The sequence below is a fragment of the Pseudomonas sp. GB2N2 genome (assembly GCF_054897705.1).
In genome coordinates this window covers 2186510-2202831 of record NZ_CM142701.1, presented here as the reverse complement: position 1 = coordinate 2202831, position 16322 = coordinate 2186510, and the positions used below count along the sequence as shown (strand labels likewise).

14 protein-coding genes and 1 pseudogene are annotated in these 16322 nt (G+C 58.7%); 7 read left to right on the top strand and 8 right to left on the bottom strand.

Annotated elements, in window-relative coordinates:
- Nucleotides 1–73: 73 nt before the first annotated feature.
- The 5 genes from ACYZT4_RS10010 (at nucleotide 74) to ACYZT4_RS09990 (ending at nucleotide 6220) form a co-directional block, all read left to right on the top strand.
- Entirely contained in the window at nucleotides 74–745 is a 672-nt protein-coding gene (locus ACYZT4_RS10010) for an ABC transporter ATP-binding protein (RefSeq protein ID WP_461987384.1), read from the top strand.
- A 1-nt stretch (nucleotide 746) separates the two neighbouring features.
- Nucleotides 747–3218 carry an FtsX-like permease family protein gene (locus ACYZT4_RS10005; RefSeq protein WP_461987382.1) on the top strand — a complete coding sequence of 824 codons (2472 nt, stop codon included), beginning with the start codon at nucleotides 747–749 and terminating at the stop codon, nucleotides 3216–3218.
- Nucleotides 3208–4293, top strand: a complete 1086-nt coding sequence (locus ACYZT4_RS10000; RefSeq protein ID WP_461987380.1) for a lipocalin-like domain-containing protein — start codon at nucleotides 3208–3210, stop codon at nucleotides 4291–4293. Before ACYZT4_RS10005 ends, ACYZT4_RS10000 begins: the two co-directional genes overlap by 11 nt.
- A gap of 150 nt (nucleotides 4294–4443) precedes the next feature.
- Nucleotides 4444–5022 (top strand): hypothetical protein, encoded by a 579-nt coding sequence (locus ACYZT4_RS09995; RefSeq protein ID WP_461987378.1) that lies wholly within the window; start codon nucleotides 4444–4446, stop codon nucleotides 5020–5022.
- Between the two features lie 520 nt (nucleotides 5023–5542).
- Nucleotides 5543–6220: a type 1 glutamine amidotransferase domain-containing protein gene (locus tag ACYZT4_RS09990; protein ID WP_461987376.1), complete on the top strand. Its 678-nt coding sequence runs from the start codon at nucleotides 5543–5545 to the stop codon at nucleotides 6218–6220.
- A 76-nt stretch (nucleotides 6221–6296) separates the two neighbouring features.
- On the opposite strand, the gene hglS is transcribed toward ACYZT4_RS09990, so the two are convergent.
- The 3 genes from hglS to ACYZT4_RS09975 form a co-directional block, all read right to left on the bottom strand.
- Nucleotides 6297–7679, bottom strand: coding sequence for a 2-oxoadipate dioxygenase/decarboxylase HglS (gene hglS, locus ACYZT4_RS09985; RefSeq protein WP_461987375.1), 1383 nt, complete (start codon nucleotides 7677–7679; stop codon nucleotides 6297–6299).
- Between the two features lie 110 nt (nucleotides 7680–7789).
- Nucleotides 7790–8746: an alpha/beta fold hydrolase gene (locus tag ACYZT4_RS09980; RefSeq protein WP_461987373.1), complete on the bottom strand. Its 957-nt coding sequence runs from the start codon at nucleotides 8744–8746 to the stop codon at nucleotides 7790–7792.
- Nucleotides 8747–8768: 22 nt separating this feature from the next.
- Nucleotides 8769–10223 (bottom strand): flavin-containing monooxygenase, encoded by a 1455-nt coding sequence (locus tag ACYZT4_RS09975; protein ID WP_461987371.1) that lies wholly within the window; start codon nucleotides 10221–10223, stop codon nucleotides 8769–8771.
- A gap of 193 nt (nucleotides 10224–10416) precedes the next feature.
- Here ACYZT4_RS09975 and ACYZT4_RS09970 point away from each other — a divergent pair, with 193 nt between their 5' ends.
- Both ACYZT4_RS09970 and ACYZT4_RS09965 read left to right on the top strand, forming a co-directional pair.
- The gene (locus ACYZT4_RS09970; RefSeq protein ID WP_461987369.1) at nucleotides 10417–11490 is read left to right on the top strand and encodes a diguanylate cyclase; all 1074 of its coding nucleotides are present in this window, start codon (nucleotides 10417–10419) and stop codon (nucleotides 11488–11490) included.
- A 235-nt stretch (nucleotides 11491–11725) separates the two neighbouring features.
- A pseudogene (locus ACYZT4_RS09965) lies at nucleotides 11726–11913 on the top strand (glutamate carboxypeptidase); the annotation flags it as partial.
- A gap of 112 nt (nucleotides 11914–12025) precedes the next feature.
- Here the strand turns inward: ACYZT4_RS09965 and ACYZT4_RS09960 are convergent.
- The 5 genes from ACYZT4_RS09960 to astA all read right to left on the bottom strand — a co-directional run bounded on the left by ACYZT4_RS09960 (nucleotide 12026) and on the right by astA (nucleotide 16301).
- Nucleotides 12026–12664, bottom strand: coding sequence for a transposase (locus tag ACYZT4_RS09960; RefSeq protein ID WP_461987367.1), 639 nt, complete (start codon nucleotides 12662–12664; stop codon nucleotides 12026–12028).
- Complete coding sequence (locus ACYZT4_RS09955) at nucleotides 12661–13440, bottom strand: hypothetical protein (protein WP_461987365.1); 780 nt, start codon at nucleotides 13438–13440, stop codon at nucleotides 12661–12663. The genes ACYZT4_RS09960 and ACYZT4_RS09955 overlap by 4 nt, the downstream gene beginning before the upstream one ends.
- A 348-nt stretch (nucleotides 13441–13788) precedes the next feature.
- Nucleotides 13789–13968 (bottom strand): hypothetical protein, encoded by a 180-nt coding sequence (locus ACYZT4_RS09950; protein ID WP_461987364.1) that lies wholly within the window; start codon nucleotides 13966–13968, stop codon nucleotides 13789–13791.
- 276 nt (nucleotides 13969–14244) lie between these two features.
- Nucleotides 14245–15114 (bottom strand): isocitrate lyase/PEP mutase family protein, encoded by an 870-nt coding sequence (locus tag ACYZT4_RS09945; RefSeq protein ID WP_461987362.1) that lies wholly within the window; start codon nucleotides 15112–15114, stop codon nucleotides 14245–14247.
- A gap of 152 nt (nucleotides 15115–15266) precedes the next feature.
- Nucleotides 15267–16301: an arginine N-succinyltransferase gene (gene astA, locus ACYZT4_RS09940; protein WP_461987360.1), complete on the bottom strand. Its 1035-nt coding sequence runs from the start codon at nucleotides 16299–16301 to the stop codon at nucleotides 15267–15269.
- Between the last annotated feature and the right edge of the window lie 21 nt (nucleotides 16302–16322).

Sequence of the window (16322 nt, the reverse complement as noted above, 5' to 3'; positions counted from 1 at the left end):
CCGCAATCGCCAAAGGACAAAAACCATGCATGCCCGCTATCCTTGCCCCCACGCCCTTCAAACAGGTTTTCCCATGCTTTCGGTCCAAGGCGTTTTCAAAAGCTTCGCCACTCCGCAAGGCCCGTTGCCGGTGCTGCAAGGTGTCGACCTGACGCTGAAACCCGGCAGCAGCCTGGCGCTGATGGGCGAGTCGGGCAGCGGCAAAAGCACGTTGCTGCACCTGATTGCCGGGCTGGACAAGGTCGACAGCGGCAGCATTCGCAGTGGCGAGCATCAGCTCGAACAGATGAGCGAAGGGCAACTGGCGAACTGGCGACGGACCGAAATCGGCTTGGTGTTCCAGCAGTTCAACCTGATCGGCAGTTTGCGTGTGGAAGACAATCTGGCGTTCCAGGCGCGGCTGGCGGGGCGGCATGATGCGCGTTGGCAGGCGCATCTGGTCAAACGCCTGGGATTGGGTGATGTGTTGCGCCGTTATCCGGAGCAGTTGTCCGGTGGGCAACAGCAGCGGGTCGCGCTGGGTCGGGCGCTGGCGTCGCAACCCAAGCTGTTGCTAGCCGACGAACCCACCGGCAGCCTTGATGAAGCCACCAGTGATGAAGTGTTGAAGTTATTGCTGGAACTGCTCGATGACAGTCCGACGACAACCTTGTTGATGGTTACCCACAGTCCAAGAGTGGCGGCGCGGCTCGCGGAAAAAGTCGTCTTGCATCGTGGTCGCCTGGCTGGCGTGGACGCGCGCTGAGGTGCGGGTTTTTCGTGAAACATTGCGCGCGCTGCTCAGCCACTGGCGGCAGCATCCGGTGCAGTTTTTCAGCGTGCTGACCGGGCTCTGGCTCGCCACCAGCCTGCTGACCGGGGTCCAGGCGCTGAACAGCCAGGCGCGGGAAAGTTACGCGCGGGCCAGTCAGTTGATCGGCGGCGAACCTCAGGCGAGCCTGAGTGCGCCCGGCGGCGGGACGTTTGCCCAGTCATTGTTTGTCGAACTGCGCCGCGCCGGTTGGCCAGTGTCGCCGGTGCTGCAAGGCCGGGTGACGCTCAAGGGCCACGAAGATCAGCGCCTGCAATTGATGGGCATCGAGCCCGTGTCACTGCCGGCGAATTCCGCCGTGGCCGGGAGGGCGTTGTCCATCGAGCAGATTGTCGGCTTCTTCAGCCCGCCGGGCAGTACCTGGATTTCACCGCAAACGTTGCAGGCATTGGGATTGCGCGAGGGCGAACGTCCTTCAAGCCAGAACGGCGTGGCGCTGCCGCCACTGCACCTGCAAACAGACATGGCCCCCGGCGTATTGCTGGTGGACATCGGCGTTGCCCAGCAGATTCTGGGGTTGCCGGATCAACTGTCGCGGCTGCTGCTGCCCAGGGATTACGCCGGGAAGCTGCCTGAGCCGTTCAAGGGTCAACTACAATTCAGGAGCAGCGGCGAGGAAAACAATCTCTCGCGCCTGACCGAAAGCTTCCACTTGAACCTCAACGCCTTGGGGTTTCTCTCCTTTGTCGTTGGCCTGTTCATTGTTCACGCGGCCATCGGGCTCGCGCTGGAGCAACGTCGCGGCTTGCTCAGAACTTTGCGCGCTTGCGGTGTCAGCGCTCGCACGCTGATGGCTTGCCTGTCGATTGAACTCGGCGCGCTGGCGCTGATCGGCGGACTTTTCGGCGTCGCCAGCGGCTACTGGCTGGCGAGCGTGCTGCTGCCGGACGTCGCTGCCAGTCTGCGCGGTTTGTACGGCGCCGAAGTGGCGGGGCAATTGAGCCTCAGTCCTTGGTGGTGGCTGAGCGGTGTCGGCCTGAGCCTGCTCGGCGCGTTGCTGGCCGGGGCCAACAGCCTGCTGCGCGCGGCGCGTTTGCCGTTGCTGGCCCTGGCCGATCCGCAAGCCTGGCATCAGGCCCACGCGCGCTGGTTGCGACGCCAGGGGTGGGTCGCGGCGACGGCCGCCGTGATCGCCCTGTTGGCGTTGATTTGGGGCGACAGCCTCGCCAGTGGCTTTGTGCTCATGGCCGCGCTGCTGATCGGCGCCGCGCTGGCGTTGCCGGTGCTGCTCAACACGCTGCTGAACCTGTTGCTGCATCGCAGCCGTTCAGTGCTCGGTCAATGGTTTCTCGCCGATTGCCGCCAACAATTGCCGGCCCTCAGCCTGGCGTTAATGGCACTGCTATTGGCACTGGCGGCGAACATCGGCGCCGGCAGCATGACCGCCGGTTTTCGCCAGACCTTCAGCGACTGGCTCGAACAACGCCTGACCGCCGAGCTGTACGTGAACCCGCAAAACCCGGCCCAGGCCCGAGAGCTGCAGAGCTGGCTCAAGCAGCAACCAAGCCTCAGCGCGGTGCTGCCCAACTGGCAGGTGTCGATCCAGTTGCAGGGCTGGCCGGCGGATGTGTTTGGCGTGATCGATCACCCGACGTATCGCCAGCACTGGCCACTGCTGGAAGCCGTGGGTGACAACCCATGGGATCGACTGGCCAAGGACGACGCGCTGATGCTCAGTGAACAACTGGCGCGGCGCCTGAAGGTCCGTCTTGGCGATCACCTCACGCTGCCCACGCCCACCGGCAGTTGGTCGCCGCGGATCGTCGGCATCTACGCCGACTACGGCAACCCCAAGGGCCACATCCTGGTCAACGCCGACCACCTGCTGCGCGGCTGGCCACAACTGACGCCCAATCGATTCAACCTGCGCATCGAGCCGCCGTTGATCCCGGCGTTCCTGAAAACCCTGCAAACACGTTTCGTGCTGGACGATAGCCGTATCGTCGATCAGGCCCGGCTCAAGGGCTGGTCCACTCAAGTGTTCGAGCGCACCTTCGCCGCCACCGCCGCGTTGAACAGCCTGACCCTCGGCGTCGCAGGCGTGGCGTTGTTCATCAGTCTGTTGACCCAGAGCCAAAGCCGTCTCGGACAACTGGCGCCATTGTGGGCGCTGGGCGTGACGCGCCGGCAATTGATGCTGCTCAACCTCGGGCAAACCTGGTTGCTGGCGGTGCTGACGCTGGTGCTGGCATTGCCCTTGGGCATCGCGCTGGCGTGGTGCCTGGACACCGTGATCAACGTTCAGGCCTTCGGCTGGCGCCTGCCGTTGCGCCTGTTTCCGTGGCAGCTGTTGCAGTTGATGGGGCTGGCGTTGCTGGCGACATTACTCGCGTCGGCGTGGCCGCTGTATTCGTTGTATCGCACGCAACCCGCAGACTTGCTGAGGACGTTTGCCCATGAGGATTAAGCTCGGCGGGTTGCTACTGATGCTGCTGATGCTGCTGATGCTGCTTTTGAGCGGCTGCGATGACCCGGCACCGGGTGAAAAAGGCTTCGCCGGTCTTGGTGGCGAAGCCGCCGCGTTTACCCCGGTGGTGCCGGGGCGCGTGTTCAGTTTTCCGGCGGATCACGGTGCTCACGACGGTTTTCGCATCGAATGGTGGTACGTCACCGCCAACCTCAAGGACGCTCAGGGGCGCGAGTTTGGCGTGCAATGGACGTTGTTCCGCAGCGCGTTGAACGCCAGGCCCGAGGTGACGGGGTGGGAGAACCCGGCAATCTGGCTGGGCCACGCGGCGGTGACGTCGGCGACGGCGCACCACGCGGCTGAACGCTATGCCCGTGGCGGCATCGGTCAGGCGGGGGTGAATGCTCAGCCGTTCGATGCGTGGATCGACGATTGGCGGTTCAGCAGTCAGGGGAATGCTGTTTTGGCTGATCTGCAACTTAGCGCGCGCGACAAGGGATTTGGCTACGCGTTACGGCTGACGTCCACGCGACCGTTGGTGCTTCAAGGCGACAAGGGTTTCAGCCAGAAATCCGAGCAGGGCCAGGCGTCGTACTATTACAGCCAGCCTTTTTTTCAGGCCAGCGGTACGCTGGACATCGACGGCACGACCTATCAGGTCAGCGGCCCGGCATGGCTCGACCGTGAGTGGAGCAGCCAGCCGCTCACCGCCAACCAGAGCGGTTGGGATTGGTTTTCCCTGCACCTGGACAGCGGCGAACAGGTGATGCTCTACCGCATGCGGCAGAAGAATGGCGAGCCGTATCTCACCGGTACGTGGATCGACGCGCAGGGTCAGCCCCAACTGCTACACGCGGCCGATATCAGCCTTACGCCGCAAGACACCGCGAAGATCGCCGGGCGTTCGATGCCCGTGCGCTGGTCGATCAAAATCCCCGGCAAGCAGCTCGATATCGTCATTTCTGCGCTGAACCCGAATGCCTGGATGGATTTGCGCATTCCCTATTGGGAAGGTCCGGTGCGCCTGAGCGGCAGTCACGCGGGGCAGGGCTATCTGGAAATGACCGGGTATTAACATCAACAGATCGCATTACCCTTCAGTAGCGGGCGAAGCCTGCGATCCTCCACCGTATGCGAAAACTGCGTCTATGCTGAGGGGCACGGACGGCGCTGATCCTTGATTCAGAGCCCCGCGCTGCCATCCATCACAGGGAATGTACTGCTTATGAAACTCAACGCACTGACCAAAGCCATCACCCTCGCCACCGTGCTGTCCGCCGCCAGTTTCAGCGCCATCGCCGCGGATATCCCGTTGTCAGCCACCGTGGAAGACGATCAGGTCGTCACTGAGGTCGTATCGGTCGATGCCGCCAATCATCAAGTTGTCCTCAAAGGGCCGGAAGGTCGTGAGGTTCATGTGCAACTGAGTGATAAGGCGAAGGATCTGGGCAACCTGAAAGTCGGTGACAAAGTACAAGTCGACGTTATCCATTCAGTGGCGGCGTACCTCGACACCGACGTCGACAAAGGCCTGCCAGGCTCCACCGAACGCACCGGCGTTATCCGCGCGACAAAAGACAATCCCAACCCAGGCGGTGAAGCCTACCGTCAGGTGCAAGTCCAGTTGAAAATCACTGCTATCGATCTGAAGAAAAATCAACTGACCTTCGAGAACCCCGCAGGTAAGTCGAAAGTCGTGACGGTGGAAAAGCCTGAAATCCAGAAAAAACTGAAGGATTTGAAAACAGGGCAGAGTGTGGTCGTGACTTACACCGATATATTGAAAGTGGCCACTCAGCACTGAAGTTAAGTATTAAATCTATACGCCGATTGTTCTTGTACAGATATTCTGTACAAGGACAATCAGTTTTAGGGTCGGACTGGAGCGTTTGAGTGGTGTATGTAAGTCGGGTGACATTCAATCATAACCCGATAAATTTCATGTTCTGTGCGCGGACAATGGCAAGAAGTTCTATTAATATACCCACCGTTCGCCCAGTGGCAGGGCTCTTTACCAGTGCAAGGATTGCCGAGGCCATTACACTGGGCGAACACCTTCTCCAGGTGCATAGGTCCGTAAGTTCCTAAAGCAAAAAAACCGGTAGTTGTTTAATCGTCCGTTTTTTATTGTTGCTTGGTTTCTCACTCGAAATGCACACCCTTCTTGAGTTTCTCTAGAGTTTCGTTTTGAGCGAGCGTTTTTTTATTCCTGGCGCGTTGTCGACGCAATCGCCCGCATGACAGGTGCAACGAACTGCGCAACCCTGTGGTCAAAAAAATCGCGTCGAGATGACCGAACATTTTCCGAATTCAAGGAGCGCGACATGAAAATCCTGATGGTTCTGACGTCCCATGATCAATTGGGCGACACAGGCAAGAAAACCGGCTTCTGGCTGGAAGAGTTCGCCGCACCGTATTACGCCTTCAAAGACGCCGGCGCCCAACTGACGCTGGTCTCACCCAAGGGTGGCCAGCCGCCGCTGGACCCCAAAAGCGACGAGCCGGACGCGCAGACCGCGGCCACTGATCGCTTTCGTAAAGACTCAGCTGCGCAGTCTGCGCTGGCCTCCACAGCGCTGCTGAGCAGCGTGCGAGCCGGAGATTACGACGCGGTTTTCTATCCGGGTGGTCATGGTCCGTTGTGGGATCTGGCCGAAGACAAGACGTCGATCGCGTTGATCGAGGCGCTGTACAAGGCGGGTAAACCGGTGGCAGCGGTCTGTCATGCGCCAGGTGTGTTGCGGCATGTGAAGGGTACAGATGGCGAGCCATTGGTCAAAGGCAAGCGGGTGACCGGTTTCACCAATTCCGAGGAGGAAGCGGTGCAATTGACCAACATCGTGCCGTTTCTGGTGGAGGACATGCTCAAGGAGAAGGGCGGGATTTACTCCAAGGGCGATGATTGGGCGAGTTATGTGGTGACCGATGGTTTGTTGCTGACCGGGCAGAATCCGGCGTCGTCCGAGGCCACCGCTGAAGCGCTCCTGGCGAAACTGAAGTAACCACGAACCTTGTAGGAGCCTGGCTTGTCGCATCGTCCGGGCTCCTGCGGGTTGGTGTACATCGAAAAATGGTGGGTCATCTGGAATTTAGTGTTGAAAAGCATTCCTCAATGGAACGCCGCTGCGTCTCTGCATACAACCCCAGTTCATCAATGGTTGATCGCCCCAGCGCGTTCTCGAACGCCTGTCGGTTCGAATGCTCGCCGTAGTAAGTTTGCGCCGCATCCCCCAGGTTCGACTGAAAAATCCCGGCCGCGCTGACCGGCAGGAAGTCTTCGTACACCAGTGGCTCCACGCGCAGATGGCCATTGATGAGCAAGTCCTCCAGCGACGCCTGCCGAAGCTCACTCGTCGCCAGGCCTTTTTCCGTCACGAAATAGCGAAAGTACGCGAGTCCTTGAAGGCGCATTCCCTCTACCGTGTCAGGGAATTCGCCAAAGTGCTGCGTCATCAGTGCGTTGTAGCGTGCGGCATTACCTTCGTTAGGGAATTCATTGAGTTCGTCCCGGGCGGCGTTGAGCAAACGATCATAAAGCGCCCGGCCTTTCGGTGTGAGGGCGGCGCCGCGCTGCTCGATCTCACCGAAACGTGCACTGTGGCTACCGTGACTCCCGGTCTGGTCGGTGAAAGCAACGGGCTCGTCCAATGCCTTGAAACTGGTCTGACGCAGCAGGATCGGGCACTGACGGCGCGGCGGGCCTTCGATGACTGCTTTGGGCGTGATGCCATGGGCCGGCATCTGTGCCTGCACGAGGTCGATGTCCAGAGTCCGTGGCGTCAGGTGGTTGATATGTGGGCCCTTGAACGCCACCACGTCGGCGATCAGGCGGTGCTGGGCGCTGAGTTTCTGGTATTGCTCGGCGGTAACGGTCGCGCTGTGATGCCAGCGGAAAGTTTCCAGTGCCTGCAGGACGAAGTCCTGTGCTTCCTGTTCGGTGAGGCCGCCCTCGGATTCAGCCCGTTCGATGAGGGTCAGCGCAGTTGGCGTGAAGATCGCGCGTTTATCCAGCACCGATTGGGCAAAGGCACGCAGTTCCGGGTCTTCGATCAGCTCCAGGCGCAGCAACGAGGTAAATACCCTGAAGGGGCTGACCTGCAACGCGTCTTCATGCACCGCGCGGAACGCTGTGGAATGCACCGGCACGCCGGCTGGAGTGAGGTCGTAATAGCCGACGGGCTGCATGCCCATCACCGCGAACAAACGGGCAAGGGTCGCGAGTTCATTGGCCGTCCCCACGCGAATAGCACCGTGGCGTTCCAGGTCCAGACGCTGGATTTCGCCGGTGCTGTTCAATTGCCTGGCGATGTGCGGATCGCTGTCCAGCACATGCCGGTTGGTCCTCTCCACCAGTTCCATCAGCGCGCCGTACAGCGGCACTTCTTCGCGGTACATGTCGGACATCGCTTTGGAAAAGCGTTGGCGGATCAGGTCGGGGCTGTCAAAACGTGGGTGGCTCATGAAAGGATTCCAGGCGCGGTGACGTGAAGGATGGGAGAAAAGATCGCAGCCTTCCACGACGCCGACAAACGAAGAATCTTACGGACCTCATTCTGCAAAGGACTGCATGCTCAGTGCATTCGCTGGTCCTGAGGACTCTCAAGGCGCTGTGATGCCAAAAACTCCCGATACAGGCGCGCAGAACCCGCGGGTGCCTCGACCATCGGCATATGGCCGACGCCTTCCCAGATCTCTACACGCAGATCTTCGATGCCTTTGCTCCAGACCGCCACGCTGCTGACGTCGATCAAACGATCCTTGCGCCCCCAGAGCAACAGGGCCGGGCACTTGATGTCGGCCAGTTTCGGCTCCATCGGCGGGCTGGCACGGAAATCCCTGAAGATTTCTTCCAGCTCATCCCGGTACTGTTCATAACGCTGGGCGATGGCGTCCAGCACCACGCCCGGGACCCAGGGGGGCTCGGCCATGGTCATGGCGTAGAAACGCCGGAACTCTTCACGCGAGTTGATCAGGAACGGGTTGTGCCCCTTGGCCAGCTGGCGTTCCAGGTCGCTGACCTCGGGGGCGGTAACGCCCGCCGGGTCGATCAGGGCGACCGACGCGATACGGTCCGGATAAGTCGCCGCCAGCCAGGCCGCCATGTAGCCGCCCATCGAGTTGCCGATTACATGCACCTTCTCGACCCCGCAGACGTCGAGTAACTGGATCATCCGCTTCGCTTGCAAAGGGATGTCATATCCGCCGCCCGCCTTGAACCCGGTTTCTCCATGCCCGGCAATGTCTGGGATGATCACTCGATAGGTGCCGACAAAATGCCGGGCGAAGCGCAGCCAGAGGTTCTTGTCGCCGCTATAGCCATGCAGCATCAGCACGCTGCTGGACGCTTCGTAAGGTCCGCCTTGCCAGGTTGAAACGGTCATTTCAGCGATTGGCACAACGATCTTGTGCAGCCGATACAGCTTGGCTTCGGCCGCCATGTTCAAGTCGTAGAGCCAGTAACCGATGGCCGGATAGCTCAACCAGCTCCAGGCCGCGAACACCGCGATTGCGACAACCAACAAAAGCATCAGACGTCTCCCTCTTCTCTGATCAGGACAGGATGTGATCCGCAGGTTTCAGCGTTCGGGTCAGTCGGTGGTAGCTGAAACTGAACCCGGGAAACATCGCGACTACGTGGCCACTCTTGCTTTGATACCAACTGTGGCAGCCTCCGGACTTCCACACAGTGCGTTCCATTTCCCGGTGGATCATTTCAGTGTAGGTACGTTCCGCCTCGGGGCGAACTTCGATGCTGCGCAAACCCTGTTTCTTGAGTGTGCAAATGCAATCGAGGATGTAATTCATCTGGGATTCGATGATAAACAGCGCCGATGTGTGGCCGATGCCGGTATTCGGCCCGGTAACGATAAACAGGTTGGGGAAGTCCGGGAGGCTGGTGCCCAGGTAAGCACGAGGGTAAGTCGCCCAGAAATCCCTCAGTTGCTTGCCGTTTTTTCCGCTCACCGGGTAGGAAATCACCCCGTCGGTGGCGTCGTAACCGGTGGACCAGACGATCAGGTCCACGTCGATGTGCTGCCCGTCTTTGGTGACGATGCCGGTTTCGTCGATGGACGCAATGCCCTGGTCGCGGCTGTGCAACGTGACATTGGAGCGGCCGAGTGCGGGGTAGAGCGTGCTGGAAACGATCACCCGTTTGCAGCCGATGGCGTAATCCGGCGTCAGCTTGCGTCTGAGTTCGGGATCGGTGACCTGCCGTTTGATGAAGCGCAGGGCATGTTGCTGGACCATCCGGATCGCCGGTTTCGAGTATTTGAAGGCAATCACCCGGGTTTCGAATTGCCAGTAAATCATCCAGCGCAGCAGCTTGTAAGCCGGTTTGAGACCCAGCAGCCAGCGCTGGAGCGGCCCAAAAAAGCGGTCACCCCGTGGCAGCACCCAATGCGGTGTGCGCTGGAACACGTGCAAATGCTCGACGTCCGGTGCAATCGCTGGAATCACCTGGGCCGCGCTGGCGCCACTGCCAACAATGGCCACGCGTTTTTTCCGATAGTCGTATGAATGATCCCAGTTGTTGGTGTGAAACGTCTTGCCTTGAAAGCGCTCCTGGCCCTCGAAGTGTGGGATGACAGGTTGGCTCAGCGGCCCCGTGGCATTGATCAGGAACTGCGCATGGAACGTGCCTTTGTTAGCGGTGTGCACGGCCCAGCGTTTTTCCGTGTCGTCCCATTCGATGCGCTCGACGTTCGCCGCCAGTTCGACTCTGTCGCGCAGACCGAATTGATCCACTACGTGCTGGGTGTACTGGTGCAGCTCGGCCTGTCCGGCGAACATCTGCGTCCAGGGGTACGGGGCGAAGGACAGCGAATAAAGCGGCGAGGGCACGTCGACGGCCGCGCCGGGGTAGGTGTTCTGGCACCAGGTGCCGCCGAAAAAATCCCGCCGTTCCAGCAGTCGAAAATCATCAATACCGGCCTTGAGCAAATTGATCGCCGCACACTGCCCGCCAAAACCGCTGCCGATGATCAGTACCTGAAAAGTTTGCATGGGCCGCCTTTTTTTATCGTTATCTGTTGAAACCACCCTTCATGTATAGCCAAACATTCGACGCACGCCTCGCGGCAATAGGGGGGTATTCAGGGAGTCAACCGGTAATGGCTATTTGACGTCGCCCTGTTAGACTCCCAGCACACCTGATACTGGGTATCTGCAGGATTCATTGAGTGGCACAGAGGCTCCAATGGGAAAAACGGGGGGAAAAGGAACTTCACTGACCAGGAGGCTCTACGCATCGCGAACGCTGGGGCTGACGCTTGGGTTGCTGTGTGTAGGTGCTGCGATGTACCCGCTCGATCCTGCGCTGTGGGTATGGGGGCTTATGCTCTTCAACGGCGTTTTATGGCCGCATGTCGCTTACCAATGGGCGCGTCGGGCACCGGTTCCTTATCACGCCGAACACCGTAACCTGATGGTCGATGCCTTTCTCGGCGGCGTCTGGGTCGCCGCGATGCAGTTCAACCCGCTGCCGAGTGTGGCAACGCTGGCCTTGATGGCCATGAACAACGTAGCGATTGGCGGTCTGCGCTTCATGCTGGCCGGGACGGTCGCGCAAATCCTCGGAATCGGCATCGGATTTGTGGTGTTTGCACCGACCTTTATTCCGGAAACCAGCCAGTTGCAGCTGTATGCGTGTCTGCCGTTGCTGTGCCTGTATCCCATGGCCCTCGGCTGGATCTGCTTTCGCCAGGCCACCACGCTGGGCCGGCATAAGCGCGAGTTACTGGCCCTGAGCCGTACCGACAGCTTGACGGGTCTGCTCAATCACGGCGCCTGGAAGGACCAGCTGGAGGTCGAATTCCAGCGCTGCAAACGTCAGCATCAGGGCGGGGCGATCGCGCTGATCGACATCGACCATTTCAAAAGCATCAATGACACCTACGGCCATGTCGCCGGCGACATCGTGTTGCGACAGTTGAGCAAAATGCTCAAGCAGAACCTGCGGGTGACGGATGTCGCAGGGCGCTACGGCGGCGACGAGTTTTGCGTGATCCTCCCGGACGTTGCGCTCGACCACGCTGCGGTCGCCATGGATGCCCTGCGAGATCGCTTCGCCACCCTCGGCTACGAGCAGAACCCGGCGCTGAGCGTCAGCCTGAGCATCGGTCTTGCCGCTTTCAACCCCGCGCACACCGACGCGACGCTGTGGCTCAATGACGCCGATCAGGCGCTCTACGAAGCCAAGTCAACGGGGCGCAATCGCGTGATCTGCAGCGGCATTGGTGCGCCACATCATGAGCTGATCGACTCGGTCTGAAGGCAATCTCCGATCGCTTGTAAGAGTCCTTATGTTGCACCGCGATCTAAGATGTTCAGGTTGTGGGTTGTGTGCATATCCGTTTGTGCGGTAGCGGCGGCTATTGGTTTCGCCCTTACGGCGAGCCGATTGGAAAGCCAGGCCAGGGATGGCCCATCGCGGCGACCTGCGGAGCAATGCCGGACTGAGGGCACACCGAGTCTAAGCGAGGTGCCAAGTGGTGGGGCAAGAGTGTCGCGCCGACGCTGAACAGTACCAGGGTGACGCCCTGAAATTGCTGGAACGGCTGGTGATCATCGACTCCCGGGCCTGACCCAAGTCAGCGCCATCGAGCTCGTGCCGAACACGCCAGACAAAAGCAACCATGTGATCGCGACCCTGAAGGGCACCGGCAAGGCAAAAATTCTCCTGATGGCGAGCCTGTCGGCAGGCGTGGGGACACCGACGCTGGATGGCTTCGGACCAAAGGCTGTTGATTCGGGGCAGGCAGGGGGGGCTTGCTATCAAGACATCACATTGCCCGCAACGTGTTCAGCTACTCCGCCTCCAGCAATGACAACGTGTGTTCGTAGAGCGCTGTTTCCTCCGTTGCAATGCCGGGATACGTCGGCAAGTAATCCCCGTCAAAACACCAGGCTTGGGCTGTAGGTATTGGCGGCGCATGAATGATCAGGCTGAGTGAAGAAGACATTTCCCGGGGAGGCAGTTGCCGATGAATCTGATAATAAGGCGGCATGTGCAGCACTTCGCCTTGAGTGAGTTTGAATGTTGTTTCTTCGCCCAACGGAGGGCGGATCCCTGCCTGTAAGGGCCTTGGATCAAGGATGTCGCACTTGACGGTGGTGTAGCCGTCGCCGCTGTAACCTACCGCGTAAATCTCGAAATCGTGGGTGTGGTTCAGGTGGTAGATAAAGGTTTCGCTTTCGTCATCGCTCGATACCGGGGCCCAGAAACCCAGGCGCACGGTGTAGGCATCCGAGGAATGTAGAACGAAGGCATAGGCGTTATACAAACTGTTTTTGGTGCTGTAGCCGTCACGTTGGAGGGTGTTGTAAAGATGCTCGCTCAGCAATGCTCTGTGGGTGGCGAGTTCGCGCAGGTCCGCGATGATGCGTGATGAGTCTTGATGGAGGTCGTAAGTGTTCATGCGTTCGACAAAGGTGGTCAGTTTCATGCCCTCTCACCCATGTATTGATCCAGCAAGTTATTGAGTCGGGTGTTCTGCTGTTTTCTCAAAAGCGGCGCATAACCCAGTGCTGTGGCGGGATTGACCAGATGAATGAGCTGGAACGCCTTCCAGGCGACGGCGGGGTGGTAGTGATAAATCAGTTCCTCGGCCACCTGTCCGGCGCCGGGATCTCCGGCTGCTTCCAACAGTTCCAGACTGACCAGGTAGCGGGCGGCGCTATCGTCATGGGGGAACCAGCCGGTTTTCTGCAATGACACGCGATCGAACACGTTAATGTCGGCATGCTGGTCGGGGAAGTTCAGACTGCCGATGAATGCAGAGTGTCCAGTACCGTCCACATTGCTATCAAACAGGGTCTTTGTGCCATCGATGAACAACGGGTTTTTGGCATCCACGATAACCCGCTTTCCACGAGCCAGATGTTCATCTTCGAGCTCGTAAAGTTGAAGGGCGAACGATTCGTCGTTGACAGAAAATAAGATACTGTTCCCAGGTACGGAATACAGCTGTTCAGGCGCCGCCGCATTGTCCGGCACCTTGAGGCTGATATTTCCATTTTGGTTGCAGTGTAATGTCAGTGTTCCAGTATGGATGTTTACAAGTTTCATGAGTTCGGCGCGATAAGCTGTTTCTGAAGCAGTGGTTGTTTGTTTGGGTAATTGGTCTGCCAGGCTTTTTATTTCTGCTTTCATATTCAGTGTTTTGATGCTGGTAATGATGTGTGTTGGCTTCAGGCCTGGGTTGAGCAGGGTTTTTATCATGCAGGTTCGCCTCGGTTTTTTAGGGTTCTGATTAGGCGCAGCGGAAGTGGTTGCAAGCAGACGTCAACGGCAGTTGTGGCCACTGACGTCTGCTGTTATGGGTGGAAGACTGTATTGCCGATGTTATTTCGCGACGTCGGTAAGCTGCAAATACTGCCTGATTGCCTGGAGATTGCCGACATTTAGTCGAGGCGTGTTTAACCAGCAGTTCATCGCCTGACGACTTCTGGTCGACGTGGTAATTACAATTTTCTCAGCGTGAAAAAGCGGTATTTCCGACCAGTGTGTGGTTGTGTGTTGCATCGTTGTTTCATCCTGTCTGATTAAATCGATGCGCGTTATAAAGGATTAATGTGCGGTGTTTACATTCCAGAATTGCTTGATTTCGTGAATGTTTGCTACGTTGTAGCGCGTCGTCATGCCGCTATTACAATTAATCTCGTTGTCTGATTGGGTAGGGGTTGAAATAACTTTTGCTTCGGTGTGCAGCAGTGGAGCGGTTTGCCAATTTTGGGTGACGTTTTTCATAAGTAATTCCTTGTTGTTGTAGTTATTCAGATTGGGTGGTTCGGAATGTAAGTATGGGTTAAATATTTTTAATATTTAACGGTTTTAAGGTAAGGGAGGGCAGCACTTAATATCAACTGTTGAGTTGTTATTAAATATTGGTGATTGTTTTAGAGTGTGTTTTTTTTGCAAGCCCGGATGATGCCTGTTGTCCGCGCATCCCTTGCAACTCTGCCGGTGACATTGCATCTACCGGCCGAATCACAAGTCGTTCAAGGCGCCAACGTCAGGGAAGTCTCATTCCTTGACGCTCATGAACTCTTGCGCCCAACGAATGTATTCTTCAGGCTGGGTGTAGGTATGCGTCAGTTCCGTCGCGCTGAGGTCCGAGGCCTGGGTGAAGATCTGCCGTTGTTCGCGCAAGCTGTCGTAAGTCGCCTTGATCGCGGCGAAGTACGCGCCGTGCCCGTCGATGGTGACGCGCACGCCCAGTTCGGCCAGGCGTTTGTCGTCACGTAGCAGCGGGTTACCGTAGGTCACCAGCATCAGCGGTACGCTCAGGTGTTCGGCAATCTGTTCCAGATGATCGAAGTCCCGCACGCCGACCATGCAAATCCCGTCCGCACCGGCTTTCTGGTATTGCTGTGTACGGCTGATGACTTCCTGCACTGGCAGAATCCCGGCATTGGTGCGAGCAACGATAGCCATCTCGGTATCGACCCTTGCTTCCAGGGCTGCGCGAATCTTGCCGACACCTTCGGCGACGCCGATCAGGTCAGTGGACTTGCGGCCGAACTGCGCAGGCAACAGCGTGTCTTCGATGGTCAAGGCCGCGACGCCGGCGCGTTCGAGCTCGACGATGGTGCGCATCACGTTGAGCGCGTTGCCGTAGCCATGATCGGCGTCAGCGATGAACGGCAATTGGGCCACGCGGCCGATGCGGGTGGCTTGTTCTGCGAATTCGCTGAGGGTGATCAAGGCGAAGTCGGGGGCGCCCAGCACCTGCAGCGAGGCGACCGAGCCGCCGAGGATTCCCACTTCAAAACCCAGGTCCGCGGCGATGCGTGCCGACATCGGATCGAACACCGATGCAGTGTGATAGCAAGTGTTTGAAGCGAATAGCTCGCGGAAGTTACGGCGCAAATCCTGATGTGAAAGCCTGGACATATAAGTTCCACCAATACAAAGAAATGGAAGGGCTTGAGCAAGAGTGTCAACGCCGAAGATACAAAAGGCTATCACGCAACAGTGGGGAGAATGATGACGAATTTACAGACGGGCCCCAATCGAAACGATCGTGTGGGATGGGCTCACCCTGGTCATGCGGCGACAACTCGTTGCTGTTGGTTCTGCAGCGGCACCGCGCGGACCGAGTTGCCAGGCTGCAATTGCAGACGTTTGGCGGTGAGCCGGTCGACGATCAGGCTGTTACCTGCCAGCCGGGCCGGAGCGGCGGTGATGCGGCAGTTTTCCAATCGGCGATTGTGGATCAGCCAGATCGGCGCTTGCTCGTCCGGCGTGCCGATGGCCAGCACCAGCGCCTGACTGTCGCGTACAGTGCGAATTGTCGACAGCGGCGCCTCGATGACCGGGCCGGCGTCGAAGATGTCGATGTAGCCCTCGTGAGTGAAACCTTCTGCGGTGAGGATTTTCAGCGCCGGCGCAGTGTCGGGATGCGCCTTGCCGATTGCGGCCTGGGCCTGTTCGGTGAGCAGGCAGGTATAAAGTGGCTGGCGTGGCATCAACTCGGCTATGAACGCTTTGCTACCCAGGCCCGACAGGTGGTCAGCGTGGCTGAAGTCCATTTTGAAAAAGTGCCGGCCCAGGCTGTCCCAGAAAGGCGAGCAGCCTTGTTCGTCGGCACTGCCGCGCAGCTCGGCGATGAGTTTTTCGCCGAACAGGCGGGCAAATTCAGCGACAAACAACAAGCGGCCCAGCGACAGCAGACGGCCATTGCTGCCCTGGCGTTGATCGGGTCGCAGAAACAATGAGCAGAGTTCCGATTGCCCGGTCATTTCGTTGTTGAGGAACAGCGTCGGGATCTGCCGCCGGATGCCAAGGTCGGATGAAGAACTCACGGTCAGTCCGACCCGATAGTTGTACCAGGGTTCGCGCTGGCCGACGGCCCCCGTCAATGCACTGAGCCCCACCAATTGCTGGTCGTCGTCTTCGAGCACGAACAGGTAGTCGGCGTCTGCCCGTTCGACCTGTTCGGCGAACGTCCGCTGTGTCCAGCGTAACCGGTGGGCGAGGCGCTCCTCGCTGGAGGGCAGGGTGGAAAAATCCGTGCCTGCCTGGCGCGTTAGAGCCAGCAGGGCGTGCAGGTCGGTGACCTGCGCCGGGCGGACAATCATGGTGCTGTTCCTTCTACAAAC